The organism is Nitrobacter hamburgensis X14 (assembly GCF_000013885.1).
Taxonomy (GTDB): Bacteria; Pseudomonadota; Alphaproteobacteria; order Rhizobiales; family Xanthobacteraceae; genus Nitrobacter; species Nitrobacter hamburgensis.
In genome coordinates this window covers 3,683,979-3,701,259 of sequence record NC_007964.1, presented here as the reverse complement: position 1 = coordinate 3,701,259, position 17,281 = coordinate 3,683,979, and the positions used below count along the sequence as shown (strand labels likewise).

At 58.3% G+C, this 17,281-nt stretch carries 27 protein-coding genes; 15 read left to right on the top strand and 12 right to left on the bottom strand.

The window, feature by feature from the left end:
* Positions 1-175: 175 nt before the first annotated feature.
* The 5 genes from NHAM_RS17265 to NHAM_RS17240 form a co-directional block, all read right to left on the bottom strand.
* Positions 176-544 carry a hypothetical protein gene (locus tag NHAM_RS17265; protein ID WP_011511747.1) on the bottom strand — a complete coding sequence of 123 codons (369 nt, stop codon included), beginning with the start codon at positions 542-544 and terminating at the stop codon, positions 176-178.
* On the bottom strand, positions 544-1,125 hold the full coding sequence (locus NHAM_RS17260; protein ID WP_011511746.1) for a hypothetical protein: 582 nt from the start codon (positions 1,123-1,125) through the stop codon (positions 544-546). The genes NHAM_RS17265 and NHAM_RS17260 overlap by 1 nt, the downstream gene beginning before the upstream one ends.
* On the bottom strand, positions 1,125-1,586 hold the full coding sequence (locus NHAM_RS17255) for a hypothetical protein (protein WP_011511745.1): 462 nt from the start codon (positions 1,584-1,586) through the stop codon (positions 1,125-1,127). The genes NHAM_RS17260 and NHAM_RS17255 overlap by 1 nt, the downstream gene beginning before the upstream one ends.
* Before the next feature lie 136 nt (positions 1,587-1,722).
* Positions 1,723-2,142, bottom strand: coding sequence for a hypothetical protein (locus NHAM_RS17250; protein ID WP_011511744.1), 420 nt, complete (start codon positions 2,140-2,142; stop codon positions 1,723-1,725).
* 169 nt (positions 2,143-2,311) lie between these two features.
* Positions 2,312-3,091: a Rha family transcriptional regulator gene (locus NHAM_RS17240; protein WP_011511743.1), complete on the bottom strand. Its 780-nt coding sequence runs from the start codon at positions 3,089-3,091 to the stop codon at positions 2,312-2,314.
* 359 nt (positions 3,092-3,450) lie between these two features.
* Here NHAM_RS17240 and NHAM_RS26885 point away from each other — a divergent pair, with 359 nt between their 5' ends.
* The 4 genes from NHAM_RS26885 (at position 3,451) to NHAM_RS17220 (ending at position 7,259) form a co-directional block, all read left to right on the top strand.
* Complete coding sequence (locus tag NHAM_RS26885; protein ID WP_157043669.1) at positions 3,451-3,624, top strand: hypothetical protein; 174 nt, start codon at positions 3,451-3,453, stop codon at positions 3,622-3,624.
* A gap of 437 nt (positions 3,625-4,061) precedes the next feature.
* Positions 4,062-4,295: a hypothetical protein gene (locus NHAM_RS17235; protein WP_041359211.1), complete on the top strand. Its 234-nt coding sequence runs from the start codon at positions 4,062-4,064 to the stop codon at positions 4,293-4,295.
* A gap of 1,272 nt (positions 4,296-5,567) precedes the next feature.
* Positions 5,568-6,182 carry a hypothetical protein gene (locus NHAM_RS17225; protein ID WP_011511740.1) on the top strand — a complete coding sequence of 205 codons (615 nt, stop codon included), beginning with the start codon at positions 5,568-5,570 and terminating at the stop codon, positions 6,180-6,182.
* A gap of 12 nt (positions 6,183-6,194) precedes the next feature.
* A complete protein-coding gene (locus NHAM_RS17220; RefSeq protein ID WP_011511739.1) occupies positions 6,195-7,259 on the top strand; it encodes a helix-turn-helix domain-containing protein in 1,065 nt (354 codons plus the stop codon).
* A 153-nt stretch (positions 7,260-7,412) separates the two neighbouring features.
* Here NHAM_RS17220 and NHAM_RS17215 read toward each other — a convergent pair whose 3' ends face one another.
* From NHAM_RS17215 to NHAM_RS24130, 3 genes are all read right to left on the bottom strand, one after another.
* Complete coding sequence (locus tag NHAM_RS17215) at positions 7,413-7,706, bottom strand: hypothetical protein (protein ID WP_011511738.1); 294 nt, start codon at positions 7,704-7,706, stop codon at positions 7,413-7,415.
* 182 nt (positions 7,707-7,888) lie between these two features.
* A complete protein-coding gene (locus NHAM_RS17210) occupies positions 7,889-8,158 on the bottom strand; it encodes a hypothetical protein (RefSeq protein ID WP_011511737.1) in 270 nt (89 codons plus the stop codon).
* A 16-nt stretch (positions 8,159-8,174) separates the two neighbouring features.
* Positions 8,175-8,897 (bottom strand): XRE family transcriptional regulator, encoded by a 723-nt coding sequence (locus NHAM_RS24130; RefSeq protein WP_011511736.1) that lies wholly within the window; start codon positions 8,895-8,897, stop codon positions 8,175-8,177.
* An 87-nt stretch (positions 8,898-8,984) separates the two neighbouring features.
* Between NHAM_RS24130 and NHAM_RS17200 the strand changes: the two genes are divergently transcribed.
* On the top strand, positions 8,985-9,236 hold the full coding sequence (locus tag NHAM_RS17200) for a hypothetical protein (RefSeq protein WP_041358299.1): 252 nt from the start codon (positions 8,985-8,987) through the stop codon (positions 9,234-9,236).
* Between the two features lie 10 nt (positions 9,237-9,246).
* Here the strand turns inward: NHAM_RS17200 and NHAM_RS17195 are convergent, their stop codons facing one another.
* Both NHAM_RS17195 and NHAM_RS17190 read right to left on the bottom strand, forming a co-directional pair.
* Positions 9,247-9,801, bottom strand: coding sequence for a hypothetical protein (locus tag NHAM_RS17195; protein WP_011511734.1), 555 nt, complete (start codon positions 9,799-9,801; stop codon positions 9,247-9,249).
* A gap of 96 nt (positions 9,802-9,897) precedes the next feature.
* Positions 9,898-10,041 carry a hypothetical protein gene (locus NHAM_RS17190; protein WP_157043668.1) on the bottom strand — a complete coding sequence of 48 codons (144 nt, stop codon included), beginning with the start codon at positions 10,039-10,041 and terminating at the stop codon, positions 9,898-9,900.
* A gap of 203 nt (positions 10,042-10,244) precedes the next feature.
* Between NHAM_RS17190 and NHAM_RS17185 the strand changes: the two genes are divergently transcribed.
* The 9 genes from NHAM_RS17185 (at position 10,245) to NHAM_RS17150 (ending at position 15,793) form a co-directional block, all read left to right on the top strand.
* Positions 10,245-10,589 (top strand): hypothetical protein, encoded by a 345-nt coding sequence (locus NHAM_RS17185; RefSeq protein ID WP_198136951.1) that lies wholly within the window; start codon positions 10,245-10,247, stop codon positions 10,587-10,589.
* A 45-nt stretch (positions 10,590-10,634) separates the two neighbouring features.
* Positions 10,635-10,847, top strand: coding sequence for a hypothetical protein (locus NHAM_RS17180; RefSeq protein WP_041358296.1), 213 nt, complete (start codon positions 10,635-10,637; stop codon positions 10,845-10,847).
* Between the two features lie 130 nt (positions 10,848-10,977).
* Positions 10,978-11,934, top strand: coding sequence for a DUF1376 domain-containing protein (locus NHAM_RS24125; RefSeq protein ID WP_011511732.1), 957 nt, complete (start codon positions 10,978-10,980; stop codon positions 11,932-11,934).
* 192 nt (positions 11,935-12,126) lie between these two features.
* Positions 12,127-13,674, top strand: a complete 1,548-nt coding sequence (locus NHAM_RS17170; protein WP_011511731.1) for an AAA family ATPase — start codon at positions 12,127-12,129, stop codon at positions 13,672-13,674.
* A gap of 8 nt (positions 13,675-13,682) precedes the next feature.
* On the top strand, positions 13,683-14,054 hold the full coding sequence (locus NHAM_RS17165) for a hypothetical protein (RefSeq protein ID WP_011511730.1): 372 nt from the start codon (positions 13,683-13,685) through the stop codon (positions 14,052-14,054).
* A gap of 73 nt (positions 14,055-14,127) precedes the next feature.
* Positions 14,128-14,418, top strand: a complete 291-nt coding sequence (locus NHAM_RS17160; RefSeq protein ID WP_157043667.1) for a hypothetical protein — start codon at positions 14,128-14,130, stop codon at positions 14,416-14,418.
* On the top strand, positions 14,415-14,633 hold the full coding sequence (locus NHAM_RS17155) for a LuxR C-terminal-related transcriptional regulator (protein WP_041358294.1): 219 nt from the start codon (positions 14,415-14,417) through the stop codon (positions 14,631-14,633). Before NHAM_RS17160 ends, NHAM_RS17155 begins: the two co-directional genes overlap by 4 nt.
* Entirely contained in the window at positions 14,626-15,048 is a 423-nt protein-coding gene (nusG, locus tag NHAM_RS25190; protein WP_011511728.1) for a transcription termination/antitermination protein NusG, read from the top strand. Before NHAM_RS17155 ends, nusG begins: the two co-directional genes overlap by 8 nt.
* 280 nt (positions 15,049-15,328) lie before the next feature.
* Positions 15,329-15,793 (top strand): low affinity iron permease family protein, encoded by a 465-nt coding sequence (locus tag NHAM_RS17150; RefSeq protein WP_011511727.1) that lies wholly within the window; start codon positions 15,329-15,331, stop codon positions 15,791-15,793.
* 81 nt (positions 15,794-15,874) lie between these two features.
* On the opposite strand, the gene NHAM_RS17145 is transcribed toward NHAM_RS17150, so the two are convergent.
* Positions 15,875-16,036: a hypothetical protein gene (locus NHAM_RS17145; RefSeq protein WP_347336416.1), complete on the bottom strand. Its 162-nt coding sequence runs from the start codon at positions 16,034-16,036 to the stop codon at positions 15,875-15,877.
* Positions 16,037-16,122: 86 nt separating this feature from the next.
* Positions 16,123-16,374: a GlsB/YeaQ/YmgE family stress response membrane protein gene (locus NHAM_RS17140; RefSeq protein ID WP_011511725.1), complete on the bottom strand. Its 252-nt coding sequence runs from the start codon at positions 16,372-16,374 to the stop codon at positions 16,123-16,125.
* A 166-nt stretch (positions 16,375-16,540) separates the two neighbouring features.
* Here NHAM_RS17140 and NHAM_RS17135 point away from each other — a divergent pair, with 166 nt between their 5' ends.
* Complete coding sequence (locus tag NHAM_RS17135; protein ID WP_011511724.1) at positions 16,541-17,119, top strand: hypothetical protein; 579 nt, start codon at positions 16,541-16,543, stop codon at positions 17,117-17,119.
* Positions 17,120-17,281 lie beyond the last annotated feature (162 nt).

The following is a 17,281-nucleotide window of genomic DNA, read 5'->3' as shown; positions in this document are numbered from 1 at the left end:
AGGGAACGCGATCTTAGCCGCGTCCGCAAGCCGGAGAGGCGTGTCCTGTCGAATCGATTCTGCCGGGAGGCTCAATCTGCGTACCTCCCGGGCCTGCACAGACGCCAATTCGTCGACCTTAGGCCATCAGCACCCTCATTGCCGACGCGCCCGTTGTATCCGCGGGCCCTATGCATCAGATCGCTTCCTGCAGGCGACGGAGATCGTCGCGGATGGAAAGCAGCAGCGTCGATGGTCCGTCATCGCAGACAAAACCGGAAGGCGTGAAGGTCCATTCGGTCAGCGGCGCGGTGTCGTTGTTGCGATCGGCGTGAACTCCAGCCGCCGCGATCTTGAGCAGAACATCGTCGAGGTTTTTTGTCGACATGCTGATGATCTTGTCGGCCAGCGCGACGCAGCGAGATATCAGATCGCTGTATTCGCGGCTCTCGGTATCGACATGGTTCTTCTGCTCGTCGAGTGCTTCGAGTTTTGCGAAGGTGCGCCGGATCGGGGTCGAGCGGGTGCGTCGCGGTGCGGCAGAGACGGTGGGGATCTGCAACATCACGCAATCTCGCCAGGATTGTCCGTCGACAAAAACTTGGCGATCCCTCGGAGGCAATCGCATGCGAGTTCATCGAACTCGCACCCCTCGTAAATCTCTAAAGGGTAGAAGATCAGCGCTGACGCTGCTTTCCCGGTGCGCGGCGGCTCGTCAATGAATGACTGGACGATATCCCTGCGTTCTTTGATGAAGGCCTTGATTTGCTGGTTGATCTGGTGGACGCCCGCCGCCTTGTTCCAGCGCAGGCACTCAGCCTTCCGTTCCCTATAGCGACGCGTTGCATCCAGATACTCCCGCTCGACGACATCCGCAGGGATACCGCGGTCAAGGAGCTCACGACGCACCCTCGCGATCTCATCGCCGCCGATATGGGAATAATGACGCCAAGCAATGAGAGCGACGGGCTGCTTACCGTAAATCGGCCGCGCCGCCGCCACGGTTTGATCTTCCACCTCGCAGAGAGCAAGGACCTGTTCGCCAAGAACCTTGTGACGACGGATGCGGTCGAACGTGGTGTCCTCAACAGGCGGCGAAGACGTCGGAATGGCTTTGCTGGGGCTGGAAACAGGAAGCTGCAACATCAGCGTGCCTCCGCCTCTCGTACCGCAAGGGCACCGGCCACAGCCGCAATCTCGGTCAAGTTGGCGCCCATGGCGGAAGCGGCATGCATCAGAGCGGCGGCGACCAGATAGGCATTGCCGCGAGTGACGGGGATACGCTTCAGCCGATCTGCTACTGCGTAGCTCTTATTGATCAGATGACACCATTCTCCACCGAGAAAATCGGCAGCCGTCTCTGCCCTCGGCTTATTATCCTCCCCCAAGATAGCTTCGGCGGCACCGACATAGGCCCAATAAATGCCGACCATGGCGCTGGCCTCATTCGAGGCCGCGAGGCGATCAAGCTCGCCCTCAAGGTCGCCCTCGCCCGTGACAGGGCTGATGTTTTTATCGATAACGTCGAATGGTGAAGGGGTCCGCTTCCGCCGGCGCTTGATCGGCATCGGCTTCAGGGCTGATGACGTTTCCGGGATTTGCAACATATCGGCACATATCAACGGCACGCGGCCGTCACGCTCCGCAGAAGATTGCGGACCAGATTGCGGCGGTTGAAATGAAGAGGGCGATGCCGACCAGGGCGGAAGCGTCCTCGATGAAAGCGCGCGCAATCGTCATGGGCTAGACGATCGCGCTCGTGTTCTTCGACGCTCTGTGAAATTTCGCGATGTCGGTACAGAGTGACGACAGGAGATTGGCGGAGGTGTCCAAATCGAAAGTCAGCGCCATATCGGCGGCAGCGGCTTTCGCTCGCAGTCCGTCCAAAGTTGTCGGACGAAGGCTGGCAATCAGATTCTGTTGTTTCTCGGCTCGCCTAAGCAGGACGACATCCATCCTTCTGGCGAAGTCATTGTCGGCGGTCGGGTCGGCTTCGAAGGCGCCGCTGGCACCGCGCACTGCGACTGCAAAGTTGATGCAGGCTTTGATAAGGGCGGCGTCGGGGTGCGTGGTTTCGATGCCCGCAGATCGTCGCGGTGCTGTGGCCGCACTCGTCGAGAAGTCGACGACGGTGGGGTTTGAGACTGCTGCGTTTAGTGACATTGGAGGCTCCCGCTGATGACGGCCCGGTCGGTGAAATTGCGCTTAGTGGCGGCGCCGGCACGCGCCTGTAAGGCCGCGTCGGCTTGGAGAGTACGCAGGACCTCTCTCTCGTCGCCAAGGTCGCAGCCGGAGGCCGCGAGCAAGATGGACATGGATCGGATGAAGGTGGTCACGGCTTCACCTCGCGAGAGGTGATCCGGATGTTATCTGGAGCATGTTTCGCGAAATGCTCCACGCCCTTGGCCGTGACCCAGCCTCGGAGGTGAGATTCGCCATCGGCGTCTAACTCGGGCCGGATCTCAAAGAGACCACGGCGGACGAACTGTGATCGCGGCATCAGCTTTTTGCCGCGGTAAAACAGGTGGTCGATCTTCAACCAGTTGCAGAACTTGTTCGGATAGCAGCCGGCGGCAGTGCCGGCTTCCTGATACCCAAGCAAACCATCGGCTTTGACGAACTGGTCGTAAAACTCGACCTTCGGCTGCTGCTCTGAGATCAGAGCCTGCTGCTGTTCGACGACTTCGACGGTGCTGGCGAGTTCGCGCAGGGCGGCGGCGTAGTTGGCAGGCAGGGCCGGGCGGCTCGCCTGCGTCTCCAGCTCCTGCCATCGGTCGACGAGGCGAGCCGTGAACTCCGGAGAAAGCTGCGCGACGATCACGTAGCTGTCGCGCTTGCCGATCCGGTAGACGCGTTCCGTCCGGGAACGACCCAGCGCATCGGTGGAATGTTCATCCTCAAATTGAGGACGGACGATTACGCCGCGTTCGACAAGGGTTTCGATGGTGCGCTTGACGTTGTCGTGGCGCTTCTCGACCAGATCCGCGATCTCGCGGCTCGACATAGTCGGCGCGGCGCCGGTGGCGAACGGGCTGGGTTGAGCGGCAGTGGCTGGAAGGTGAAGCGCCGGGACAGTCGATGACTGGCTGTGCGCGGATACTACGGGTCGCATCACTCTCTCCCCGGTCCCTGTGGTGTTGGATCGTGGGGAGGAGTAAAACGGTAGAATTACCGTTTGTCAACATATAACAGTAGAATTATCGAATTGTTTTTAAACGAAGACGATGCGAATCGGGACTCGACTCTCGGTTAGCGGTGAGTCTTAAATAGAACATTACAAGAACAAAATCGGGGCGGCTGGCGTGGTGTCTATTGTCTGGGTGGAGTGTCGCGACTGTGGAAACGGTAAAAAATGGAATGCTCCGCCCGACGTCACCGAAAAATACTGGGCCAGATTTAAATGCAGCAAATGCGTCAAGGACGGCGGTTTGGGCCGTCGAATTAGGATCTCAACAGTATCGGAGCGTAGCGATGACGAGCACCACCAAGACGATCACGTATTACGGCGTTCAGCCCTTTGAACACGCCGCTCGCGGCCGGAGCAAGGTTCTCCCGCCCGTCGTCGCACAGTCGCAGGGCGAGGCTCTGCGGCGCGCGGAGCGGTTAGCGGCAGAGAAGGGCGGGGCGATGGAGGCGACGTCATGAAAAGCCAGGACATTCCGAGAGAGCGGGAGACCAATAAGGGATTTTTTCTTCGGGATAAGTAGTTTTGGGGCGTAGCGGCAACGACTGTCACCACGACGCTCCCCATGGAACAGATCCTGTCACGAGCGATTGACTGAACGCCAATACGACGAGGCGGGAGAGTGAACATGTCTCAGTGTGAAACCTGCGGAAACGACTACGACAAGGCATTTCAAGTCACCATGGGCGGCAAAACCCACACTTATGACAGCTTCGAATGTGCGATCCACGCATTGGCTCCTGTGTGCGAGCACTGCGGTATTCGGATCGTTGGGCATGGGCTTGAATCTGGAGGCAAGTTCTATTGCTGCGAACATTGCGCAGAGAACAACGGCGTTAAGGGATTGCGTGATCGTCAGAACTAGAGACTTTCTTGATGGGATAGAGTGCCGATGCCCATGGCCAAAACGCCCCGCGACTTGGCCGACCGGATGGCGGCCCGGCGCCGACAGTCCGATGACGGCTATGCCCGCGAGACCTTCCGGCAGCCCCGCGACCAAGCCAGAGAGACGGCGAGGATGTTCCTCGATCGCTGGCCGGCCGCAGCCTACATGTCGAAGGTTGAGTCCTGGCGCGAGCTGCCCGGCGGCGAGATCGAATTCACGATGAGGCGATTAAAGAGCGCGGACTAGCGCTTTGCTCTCCGTATGCTCCTCTCTTGGCTTAGTCTTGAGGTGCAATTCCTATGACGGAACGCCGCGAATTGTATCGAAGCCCGAATGGCGATTCCTGGTACTTGGGTCGTGAGCCCACAGATGGGCATGCCTTTATCATCCACCAACCCAATTCCCCATCCGGCGGACGGCTCTCGCATATTGATCTGGGAGAGTTCCTCCGGAGTGGAAAAGGTCCAGAACAACAGGCATTGCTCCGTTTGATAGGCACACTCGTTGAAGTGCCACCATATGCTTGACCCCCGAAGTGTCCGGATCGAGTTCACGATGAAACGGCTGATCGCAGATTGATGGGGGACCGACCTGGGACTCGCACCCAGGATTTGAGACCGTGCAAGGGCCTCCGTATTGCTGTTCTGCCATCGGCCCACACCGGCACAAAATCCGCCCCGGCGTCGCCGCCGGCCTGAACGCCACTCCACAAAAATCCGCCGGTGCGCCCGCAGTACCGGCGGATCCGGCCGGAGACCGCATACCCATCCAGGAACCCTAACGCTCGGAGTGGGCTGCAGACCCGTCCGCACTGGCAACGCACGGAGGCAGACGTGCGTTCCGGCAGCGAGGCTCCCACACCAAAAAAGCCCGCTGAACGCAGTGGGCCTAATCGGGGTTAGGGAATCGAGGGGGCCTGTGGATCACTCGTTCCATCCGGATAACGCTTGGGGCGGGACGGCGTTCCTGGACAAAGAAAGCCCGCCGGGGTGGCGGGCCGAGTTGGGTCCGGGAATTGCGGGGTTGTGGGTTAGTTCTCCCGTGCCGGTCGAGTCAATGCGCGGGAAGGTGGCGAGTTCCTGGCAAAAGGATGGCCCGCTACGGGCGAGGAAGCGGGCCGAGTTGGGCTTTGGACGGTAGCCGTCCAAAAGACCGCCAAGCCGGATAATGCGCTGGGGTGGCAAGAGGTTCCGAAGCAAAGAGACCCGCCAGCGAGGGGGATCACCGACGGGTCGGAGTCCTTGGGGGAACGGTTGCTAGACCGTCCGTTCAGGTAATGCGCGGGGTGGGGAAGGGTTCCGAGGCGAAGACCTCGCCATCGAAGGTGGTAAGGATGCCGCCGCGGTTGCGCTAGATCGCATGGGCGGCAAGGCGCGGGCTGAAGGCGTGACTGCCAAGCGCCGGAAAGAAATCGCAAAGAAAGCGGCTTCGAAACGGTAGGGAAAGTAGCGACCCTGCTTGTAATGTCGATTTTTTATCCCTACAAGTAGGTAAAGAAAATCGACATTGAGATGATTCATGGAATTTGTTCATACCACCTTGCTGAAAGAGCCGTGGGATGTAGACCGGCGGCTCAACGCGATGACGCTCGTTCACTCGAAGCTGCTGCAAATCCGCGACGTTGCTGTCAATGAGGCTGCAAACGCCACGCCATTTCATGCTGCCAACGCCGCTGGGACCTTCTCGTACCATCACGGCACATGGGCCTTGCGTGATCAGTTCGCTGGCCCGGATTGGGTCGTTGACCGTTCCGAAGGCGTCGAAGCAATCCGGAACGATAAGGCCAAGATAAAGGTGGCGTTCTGTAACGTCGATTTGGCGTGCGATGAGTTTCATATTCCTCAGCCACGGACCAAGAAAGGTGCTGGCGTGGAGCGCGCAACCAGCGGCAGTCTCTTCGATGATCTCCCTCAAATCGCGCCTAAGCCGACGGGAGAGTGGCAGTTCTATTATTTGATGGTCGATGAATGCGGCGCGGCGGAATTGACCAGACCGATCGTAAAAGGCGGAACCTTCACCGATCCGTTGGAACGGATTTTTCTCTCAAATGGTGTGGACGATGACAGCGGCAAACCGCTCGAAGATACAACCGATACCGCCATTGAGTTTGAGCCACAGATCGCGCGTAAGTAAGTAGAAGTCGACATGTTTAACCCACGAAGGCTTAGCCTTGCGCGGATGCGACGGCGCAAGACCGCTAGAGCGCTTGCTGAAGAAACCGGGCTGGCCGCGGATACGATTTCGCGGCTTGAGGCGGGCAGTAATGCGCCTGACGAAACGACAATTGAAAAGCTCTCTAAAGCTCTTGGTTTCCCTGTTGCGTTTTTCATGGACGCCGATCCGGAAGACATAGATACGGGTGCCGTCAGTTTCCGCAGCTTTTCCAAAATGAGCGCGCGGGAGCGAGATGCGGCGATCTCGGCTGGTTCGCTTGGGTTGCAGTTGAGTTTCTGGGTTGAGGCGAAATTTAGCCTGCCAAAGCCGAATTTGCTGGACCTTAGCTATGAAACAAACCCAGAAGCTGCGGCTATCTCTCTCAGACAGTATTGGGGATTAGGCGAGCGACCAATTGGTAACATGTTGGCATTGCTGGAAACCCAAGGTGTGCGCCTTTTCTCTCTTTCGGAAGATACGGCTTCGGTGAATGCGTTTTCCTTCTGGAGAGACGATAAGCCGTTTGTCTTCTTGAACAACTTCAAAACCGCCGAAAGCAGCATCTACGACTCGGCTCACGAGCTTGGCCATCTCGTTTTGCATAAGCACGGCGACCCAAAGGAGACGCGTTCAGCAGAAAGGGAGGCTAACGCTTTTGCGTCAGCATTTTTGATGCCCGCAAAGGACGTTAAGGCAAGGGTGCGGCGGCCGACTATCGAAACGGTTTTGACCGATAAAGCCCGCTGGCGCGTGTCAGCGATGGCGTTCGCTTATCGTTTAAACAAGCTCGGTCTTCTCTCCGAGTGGCACTACAAATCGACGTGTATTGAACTCGGTAAGAGGGGCTATCGGCTAGGCGAGCCAGTTGGAATTGAGCGCGAAACCTCAATCATTTGGAAGAAAGTTCTATCGCAACTTTGGTCCGAGCGAACCACGAAAAATGACATCGCTCTTAGCCTAAATCTCCCATTGGATGAGTTGGAAGGCCTTATTTGGAATCTAGCTGGTCCGGAAGTCAGACCGAAAATCGGCGGAGAACTGCGGGCGATTAAGTAATGAACTTTTGCTTGACGCTAAGTATAAAAGCTCAGTGCCAAATAACCCCGCTCCGGCGGGGTTTTCTATTCCGGGAGCTACAGCTCTTTCGACTTTGCCCATCGATCGATATCGGCCGTCTCGTCGGCCTGACTTGGGCGCTTGCGACCGACGTCACCTATCGACGTTTACGATCGCGCCGGTGCGCGCATCAACATCGACTTCCATATAGCTTCCGGCAATGTCATAGCCCTCGACCTGCCACTCGTTGCCCCATTTGTTCGTGTTTGACACGGAAACCAGCCCGATCCCGTTGGCGATATCGACTGCCGCCTGAAGCGGCAGCGGTCCAGCCCGGGTGTAGATCTCGGACACCGGTTCCTGAACGTAGCCGATGTCGGCTGCCGACGCGGGAACAGTGAATCCGATCACGACCAAAGCGACGGCGGGAATCAGATTATTTCGCATGATCGTTCTCCAAATCGCGTTCAGACATTGTTGACAGACCTCAGCAAAACGCATGTGGCGGAAAGCCGTTCCGCATTCATCGCTTCCCGGGTCGAGGGGCGGTTCCGGATAGCTGATGAGATTGATCTGGGTTGGCCGCGGCTCAGCACAGAATCCCGCTCCGGCGGGGTTTTCTATGTGAGCTATCGAATTACCGAATTCGCCGCGTCTGTCAGGATCGGCTGGCCGTTATCCATCGTGATCAAACCGCGCTGTCCGAGCAGAGCCAGATCGTCGCTAGCCGGTGCCGTCAGCTTTACGCGCCCCGCACGAATGTCCCGCAGCACCCAACGAAGCCTGATCGCGGTGTCAAGGTTCAAGTCGTGGAGCGGGTTTGAATCGCTTCGACTTTCTCTTTGGCTGCCGTCCTCATCCATTAAATCCCCCTGCGCCGCAGCTTCATCTATCATCATCCGGCGCCTGCCGACTTCACCCCAGCAAATCCCGCGGCTTCAGCACCCGGTAGATTTCCTTCACTTCCCCGGTATCGAATTCCAACTCTTTCGGCGGGTTTAGCTGGCTGCACGTCACGCGCCGCCCGGTGCGACGAACTAGTTTCTTCAAAAAGCTCTTGCCGGCCTGACCTTCTATTTCCGGGTACAGTTCCACCACAACATAGTCGCCGATGACAGGGTTCGCCCGCTGCACATAGATCGGCTCTCCCGGCTCGTATCTCGGCATCATGCTATCGCCCGCGACATTGAGGGCAAAAACATTTTTCGCCCGCAGAATCCCCGGTGGCCGCCGAAGATGGTCGATCACGTCGCCATTGAAGTAAAACTCATCATCGCCCCCGCCGACGCTTATGCCGCGGACTTCGACGTCAAAATCGCCGAACTCGGAAAGGCGAGGGGCGTTCGGGGCGTCAACGACGGTTGACCGTTCGGGGCCGGCAGGCCGAATAACCTGAGGTTTCCCTGGCTCGCCAGACCCACTCATAAGCCAATCAAGCGGGACCTGTAGGTATTCCGCCAAGGCCGACAGCGTCTTACCGGAAGCCCCCTTCAGTTTGATTTCGCCCTTTGCGCCCCGCTGGAGATTGCGGATCGCGCCCGGACTTAAGCCAGCCGCCCGTGATGCTGCGGCGGGGTTGGTCCCCATTTCTTCCAGCCTAGCTTCAATGCGGGCGACGATCGTTTTGAGGTCATCCATCACCGGTAATTTGACCGGTCAACGCTCAACAACAAACCGGTAAGATTACTCTTGACGTAAGCAGTAAAATTACCGATTGTGCTCAATATGAGCAGCATCGACCATCTCCTTTCCGTAGCTCGCGCTTACGCCTGTGCAGAAGACCTTGATCTTTCGACGGTGAGCTGGCGTGCGCTGGGTGACACCAAAAAGCTTCCGGCGATCGAGCAGGGCAGGGACATTCAGGTTCGTCGTCTTGAAAAGACGATGCAGTGGTTCTCCGACAACTGGCCAACCGGAGCCGTCTGGCCGTCTAGCGTTCTCCGCCCCGCTCCCTCCAAGACAGGGGAAGCGGCATGACCGAGTTGCTTCAATCCTTTGCGGCCTTGGTCGCGGCCGGAAGCTCCCTGACGATATCTATCGTCGTTCTCCGCTGGTCCGCCTCGCTTGAGGCGAGGCTTAAGCGGATGGACAGCCTCTTGGGAAACGCCCAGCGCGGCAGCGAGACCAAGAGGGTTTCGGAATGACGATCTCCAGACCCATTCATCAGTCCTCGCGCTTCCTTTCCCGCCGGAGCGACTCGCAGGTACATCTTCGCGCGTCGCGCAAGGGTGACATTCCCGATCGCCGCAACGTCGGTTCCCGAGTTGCCGTAGCCGTCGTCGACCTTCGGCATATCGAACTCGCTTATGAGTTTTGCTCCGAGTGGAAGGCGTGCCGTTGCCTGCTCGGCGCCCCATCCGCACGGCGAACGGTTGGTCATCGTCACGTCCACGAAACAGACAGAACGCTCGCCGCGAACCACCACCTCTACAGCCGGCATCTCGGCCTGAGCCTGTCTGGCAAGGACGCGGTAGGCAATGATTGCACTCGCAATGGATGCCAACGCGCTCAGCGCGGAAATGATTATCGCGATCTCTGCCATCTAGCCCGGCCCCAAAAAAACTCAATCATATCGGCGGCTCCCGGCCCCGGCCAGCGCCCCTCCAAGACTGGAGAGGCGGCATGATGGCGGCATCCATCAATGCACCGTGTATCCCATCTTCCGATGATACAGCGGCCCATAGCGGCGGATCATCGACTCATCCCATTCGCGAAACCGGCGAACCGCGCGGTTGCGGACGGAAGCGGGAAGCGGGGGTCGCGCAGTGATCTTCGCCAGCATCAATTCCTTCCTTTCCTGTGACAGGCAAACCCGTTTTTCATTTTCCATTTTTGTATCCAGCCGCCGCCGTGGTTCTGCGTCGACGGCGGCTGCTTGTTCAGTAGCGTAACCGCGTAGACCGGCGCCGCTCCTGCTCCATCAAAGGAGCACGGGTAGTGTCGGAAATCCGGGAAAATCAGTCGGAAGCCATGAGTACGGCATCATTGGACGAGGCGGCGGACCTGCTGCGTGAATTGGCAGGCAACCGCCGCGCAGATGAAAGCATGAAAGCCGTTCTGCGCCGCGTGCGCCGAAGGCTTGCGGACTGGAAGCCCTCCCGTGTTCGGGACATTTGGTACCGCGATCCTCGGGTCAAGCTGCGAGCAGGTGAAATCGAACAACTCCGGTCGCTGGTCGACCGAAAGGCGGAAACCAAGGCTGCTGTTGATGAACTCGCCGAACTACGAAACCGAATCTCAAGGCTCGAAACGCTCCTGGAGCGCAGCGATCCGACGTTCCATCGCGAGGCGATTGATACGCTTCGGAGCCAAAGGCGGGCGCTGGGCTGAAGCGCTCGCGCTCTGGATCGACCCGACGATTACCGGAGAAACGCCATGATGCTCGTTGCAGAGCAAGTGAAGCGTCTCGAGACACGCGTGGAACGGCTTTGGTCGGAGTGGTTGGCCGCGCGCGCGAAAGCGCTCGAAACACTGAACATCGACGACGGTATCGCCGCCGGGCGCGCATGGTCAGCGTTCTTGGCGGAATTCGTTGAGGACCGAGACGTCAGACGGTCCGTGCATGGACACGTCGGGAGTATTCGATGAGTGAGCGCGGGTCGATCTTCATTAGCCAGGACATCACCGATGGCGTGGCGGCAGGGCGCGCCTGGTCGCGGTGGCTAGCCGAGTTCGAGCCGGCCGGTAGCAACCACTCATCAGTGCGGGAGGCCTCGCTTTGACCGAGCCCCTGACGCCGCCGGACCTCGACCTGCGCGATTTTCAGTACATGCCGATCGAAATCACGCGGCTTTTTGGTTCGCAGTTTCACTCGCTTGCGACGGACGCGGAGTGGCGCGCAGGGATGATCCTCTGGCTCAAGAGCTTTCATCAGGTGCCGGCAGCCAGCATTCCGGATGACGATGCCGCGCTGGCGCGCCTGGCAGAATTTGGCCGCGACGTTCGTGGCTGGCACAAGGTGCGAGACGTTGCGCTCCGCGGCTGGATCAAATGTTCGGACGGGCGTCTGTATCATCCGGTGGTCGCGGACAAGGCACTGATTGCTTGGATAGAAAAGCTCGGGAAACGCAAATCGAGTGAGGCCGGCAACGCCAAGCGGTGGGGGACGACATTCGATAGCACCCTGATCGATAACGCAATCTCGCATGCAGCAGGACTGCTGTCGGCGCTCAATCCTCAATCCCGAACGCTTTCGAAGAAGTTTGTTGTTGCATCCCGATGCGATCCCGGTGGGACAAAAAATGATCCCGGTGGGACTCCCGCCGACAGTCCCGGTGGGAATCCAGAAATCATCCTCGTGGGATCGCAAGAGAAAGATAAGGGTAATGGTAATGGTAAGGGTAAGGGAGTAAATATAGCTAGAGGCGCTCCTGCGGAGCGCCCCGCCCGAGCCGAGGCTTCGAAGCCCAAGCGGAGCAAGCCGGCGACGGCGCCGATGCCGGATCGTGCCAGTCCCGAGTTCGCGGCGCTCAAGGCGGCGTTTTGCGACTACGGGCGCACCAAGCAGCTTCCCGATCAGATTATCGCTGACGAGTTCGAAGGCTTCACCGGGCACCATCAGGCGAAGGGCAGCGTTTTCGCGGATTGGGCGGCGGCCGGGCAAAACTGGTTGCGGCGCGCGCGGCAGTTCAGTCAGCCCCGTAGCGGCGCTCCGAACGGGAGGCCGCAGATTTGAGAACGGCGTCCGACATCCTGCGCGAGTTCGGCATCCGGCTTCGCACCGAGCGGCACGGCAATCAGAAAACCGTCTGCCCGAACTGTTCTCATCTGCGCAAACACAAGCGCGACCCTTGCCTGTCGGTGCTGATCGACGGCGAGGGTGTTTTCTTCAATTGCAAGAACTGCAGCTGGAAAGGCGGCAAAAGCTATGACGCTCAGTCGAAGGGCGGAGGAATGGTTCGCGGCGCGGGCGATCGATCTGGAGATCGTGTCTCGTATGGGGATCTACAGCGCGAAGCGCGACGCCACTGGCGATAGCGGCGCGGTCATTCCAGATCCGAGCGGCGACATCCTTGTCTTTCCCTATCTCGAAAACGAAACCGAGATTGCTGCCAAGTATCGCGGAAAACCAAGGCCGGACGGCTCAAAAGTCATATGGCAGCGCGCCAACGGACGGCGAACATTCTACAACGCCGACGTTCTCGATGATCCGAAACTCTCCGATGGCTCGGCCGCGCTCGTCATCACCGAGGGCGAGCCGGATTGTCTTGCGGTGCTCTCGGCGGGTTATCCGTTTGCGGTATCGGTCCCGGATGGAGCGCCGCCGGACAAGGATGCCCACGGCAATAAGCTCCCACCGGTGCCTGAGACCGCGGACGACGTCGACCCGAATAACGACGACAAGTATCGCTTCCTCGTCAACAACTGGGAGCGTTTGAAGAAGATCAAGCGGTTTATCCTGATGACGGATGACGACGGCCCAGGTCATCGCTTGCGAGATGAGCTTGCGCGACGGCTGGGCCGCGTCCGCTGCTCATTCGTGAGTTATCCGGACTGCGGCGACAGGAAGCCCGACGCAAACGAGGTGTTGATCCGTCACGGCGCATCGACAGTCGTCGATATGATCGCCAATGCCACACCGTATCCGGTGAAGGGCATCTATCGGATGAGTGAATTTCCCGACCCGCCGGCAATGCAACCGGTAACGACTGGTTGGGGTCGGCTCGACCTGCCGGTGCAGGAGGGTATGGCGGGACTGATGATGGAACTGGGGCTGTTTATGACGGTCCTTGGTATTCCGGGGTCGGGTAAGTCTACCTGGACGACTCAGCTTGCCGCCAACATAGCCCGCGTTCATGGCTGGAATATCGGGATCGCGACCTTCGAAATGAAGGTCAAGCCTTACATGCAGAAATTGCTTCGTAACGCATACCTCGGACAGCCAGCATCCGAGGTACATCCGCTCGACCCTCGTCTCAAGGCGGCAGATCAGTTCATCGAGCAACGCTTCATGTTCATGAGCTGTGAGATCGATGATGACGCTGAAGATCCGACCATCGATTGGGTTCTCGACCGCGCCAGCGATGCCGTGATCCGCTTTGGTCTCAATGTTCTGATCATCGATCCATGGAATGAACTGGAACACCACCGACGGCGAGATGAAAGCCTGACGGAATACGTCGGCCGCGCCATCAAGAAGCTGAAACGGTTCGCGCGGGTAAACAACGTGCTGGTGATCGTCGTCATCCACCCGACGAAGGAAGGCGGTCTGAAAGGTGCTGGGTCGCTTTCGCTCTACGACGCGGCGGACAGTTCTCATTGGGTTAACAAGGCGGATTACGGAATCAAGATCGAGAGCGATCATCAGAACCAGCAGTTGACCGTTGAAGTCGGGAAAATTCGGCATCGGCCAACTGGCCGGCGTGGCCGCACGATCTTTCAATACATCCCCGAGATGGAATTGATCAGCGAATGAGGTTTGCCATGAACGATTACGAGGCTCGTTTGGGAAACGCCCTTGCAGCCCTTCTGGCTGCGATTGAGCGTCACGATGCCCAACCATCGATGAAGGTCGATCTGCCCGCCAGGTTCAGCGGCGCGATGAATCTGCCAACCTTCGAGGAATACATCGACACCGGCCACTGTTTTATGGCCAACCCCATACGAAATGCGCTTTGCAACGGTGTTCGAGAGATTGGGAAAATCATGGCGCGAAACGGACTTAGTTCCGATGACGCGATGCGCGTGGTGGATATCGCCACCCGCAATAGCCCAAACAACTCCATCTATTGGGAGGTCATCTGCGACAAGCACTTCGACGGCATCAAGTTCGCGAACGAGGAGTGGGTGGCGTGACCCATCGACCTATTGCTCCCATCGACGTCTCCTGTGTTGATTGCGCCTACGGATGCATGAAGGCGGTGCGCGCATGAATAATATCGTTCTTTTTCCACGTCGTCAGATCGTTATTCAGGTGACGCGGGCATGGGTGCATCCGCCGGGGGAGCCTCTCAATCGGGAGCGATCCCTTGTCGTTGTGCTGGCCGAGCCAGACGGTGGTGAAATCTGCGTTTGGTCGGGCCATGACTGGCGAGAAGCTATCGAAGCCGCGGAGGTGTGGCGGCAGGATTATTCCGGTTCGCGCGTCGTCGTTTCCTGTGATCCCGACGATGATGATGACCCGGACGACCCGGGTGATGGTGAGCGGATGGCGGCATGAGCGTGCAGAATTGTGCTCTGACTGAGAAGCAACAGAGCGTTTGCGACCTGATCGCGCTCGGGCTTTCCAGCAAAGCAATCTCGGCGCGTCTCGGCATCAGTCATAGGACCGTAGAAGCTCACCGGGCTGAGATATTCCGGAAGATGGGCGTTCGAAACGCGGTTGAACTGGTCCGAACCTTACTTTCAAACGAAGAGGCTAAAGCTCATGGCTGAGCGATATTGGGGTGCGTGTCGGACATTTACCGGGCGCGAGCACTTGGTCCGGGCCAAGATCGAAGAGATGGACCGTGGCGCGTTCCTGCCGACCTTTGTGCGGTCGTGGATCGCGGGTGGCAAATTGTCAGTTGCCGAGCGGCCGGCTGTGCCTGGCTATGTATTCTTTCGGGCCAGCCAGGATGATTGGTCTCCGGTGCAGGACATTGATGGCGTTATCGGCGTTCTGGCGAACGGAGGTCGTGCGATGCGCATTTCGAATGATGACATGGCCAGTTTGGTGATTGGTCATGCCGCCGGCGCTCACAATCGGTTCGAAGATTGCATATCGAGCCCGAGCCGTGGCTCGCGTAGGAAAAGCCGCAAGCCCCGTCCAAGTAAGCGCGCAAGGTTGCGTAGTTTTACGGTACCGTAGTGTTACGAATATACAGCAAGGCAAATCGTGGTCATTGTGTCGCTCCAACAGCGACGTGGTTCATCCTTCCCGCTGGGCAACAAAACGGTGTTGCCACAATGGATAACTATGCCCGGAATTCCTTACCCACTGCGTTGAGCAGCGTAAGCGCCGACGCCGCTAGTTTAGCGCCATCGGAATACACTGATCATCACCGGTGAACTTCATTTCACGTTTTAGCTGGAACCTAATAGTTCTGCGGCGGTTGAAACATCCCAATTCACCGCACGGATCGGATGCGATGTTGAGTAACGACGAGCGCCAACCAAAGCAATCTGGCCGTGCGGCCAAGATTTTCGGCAATATTGCAAATCGGGCGTCATGGGCGGCCGGACGGGCCTCAACGTTCATGATCGCGGCTGCTGTTGTAGTAGTCTGGGCTGTGACGGGGCCGATATTCAAGTTCTCAGATACGTGGCAACTCGTGATTAACACGGGCACCACCATCGTGACTTTTCTCATGGTGTTCTTGATTCAGAATTCTCAAAACCGTGATGGTGCAGCCATCCAGGTGAAGCTCGATGAGCTTATCCGGGTAAGTAAGGCTCATAATTCGTTTGTAGGCATTGAGCATTTGACCGATGAAGAGCTCGAAGATATCCGCGAGAAGTGTGAACTCCGTGCGGAGGCCGAAAAGGCCGGCGAGCAGTCCGTCGCGCGAACCGGGAAAGAAGCTAAGTTAGCGGCCGGCAAAGCGGTAGCGTGAAGCTACGACCAGTTTCCACCTCGTTGAGGAATCTCGCCACGCCAAGCCGCCGGTTGCAATTCCGGCTGGGCTCCAGTTCCGTCAGTCCTTTTTCTTTGCAAGCGCGTCCCGTTTGCTGGCCAACAGTTCCAGTTCTTCCGATTGTTGAGCAATCCTGTCCGACACCAAGGCGTCGATTTCAGCCCCCGACGCCGCTGCGGCGTGCTCGATCAATTGCCGGATATTGCCCCGAATGATTCTCATCCGGGCCTCGATCTCTGCGATGGCATGCGTTCTGACCATCGGCGTCTCGAATCGTCCACGATATCGCTAAACGGAGCTACTTAATTCTAAGCGCGGATGACCCTTGCGCCCCCGATAAGAATGCACGCTCCGATAAAGCCGGCAATGAGATAGCCGAGCCATCCGCCAAACGAAACGCCGACCAAGCCTAACAATCCGCTGGCGATGGCAGCGCCAACGATGCCGAGAAGGACATTCATAAGGATGCCCGTATCGCTCTTCATGAAGTTAGAAGCGATCCAACCAGCCAAGCCGCCAATTATAACGGCCCCGATCCAACCAATACTCGCGCTATCCATTTCCGCAATCTCCGCCTGTTAAAGTTGTAGGTGCCGCAATGGTCAGCGGGAATCTGGAAACCGTTTTGGCTTGCTTCGGTTCCACCCCGCCGCAGCAAAAGAAATCGTAAATGGGCCGAATAGCTCAACAGGTAGAGCAGCCGATCTGTAATGGTGATTGCGTCCGATGACCGCCAGTGTCGTTAAGGTCCGTTGGGCTGACCAAAACCTGAAGCACTTCGGCAAGAAGCTGGTCGATCTCAACACGCGGTTTCCGAAGGTGTTACCGCGCATCGTCAACCAGGTCGGCGACCGCGCCAAGACGCAGGTCATTCGCAACCTGACGCGCCAGACCGGGTTGCCGCGCAAGACGATCGTAAATGCGGTCGGCGATCCGGGTAGGGCGCATGCCCGCCGGCTGTCCTACGAGATGGTCACGCGCGGCGGAAACATTCGCCTAAAATTCCTCGCACCGCGCGAAACGCGGCCCGGTGTGACGGCAAAGCCTTGGGGCAAGCGCCAGCTCTTTCCCGGCACCTTCATGAAGGGTGGTCGGTTTCCCCACCGCAAGGTGGTCGAGAAGTTCAACGGTCATGTCTATCGACGGCTCAACACGTCAGGCACCAGGATCACGCAGGCGAGATCAGGAATGTTCATTCCGACCGAGATGACGACGGGCGCGACCAAGGCCGCATTCGAACGCATTGCCGGACCGCTGCTGAAGCAGCGTCGAGGCCGCGATCCACAAGCTGCTCGGATGACGTGATGGATCGGCAACATCGTTGCTGATGGGCAATGGTGCCCCCCGGTTGGGTCCTTCCTGGGTCCGGTGGGGTTAGCGGGGACGGGTACCTGCGGGATTTCAGCCTATGCAAAAAATCCTAATGGGGCTCCGCCGCCATTGATAAATAAGGGGAATTTCGACGGT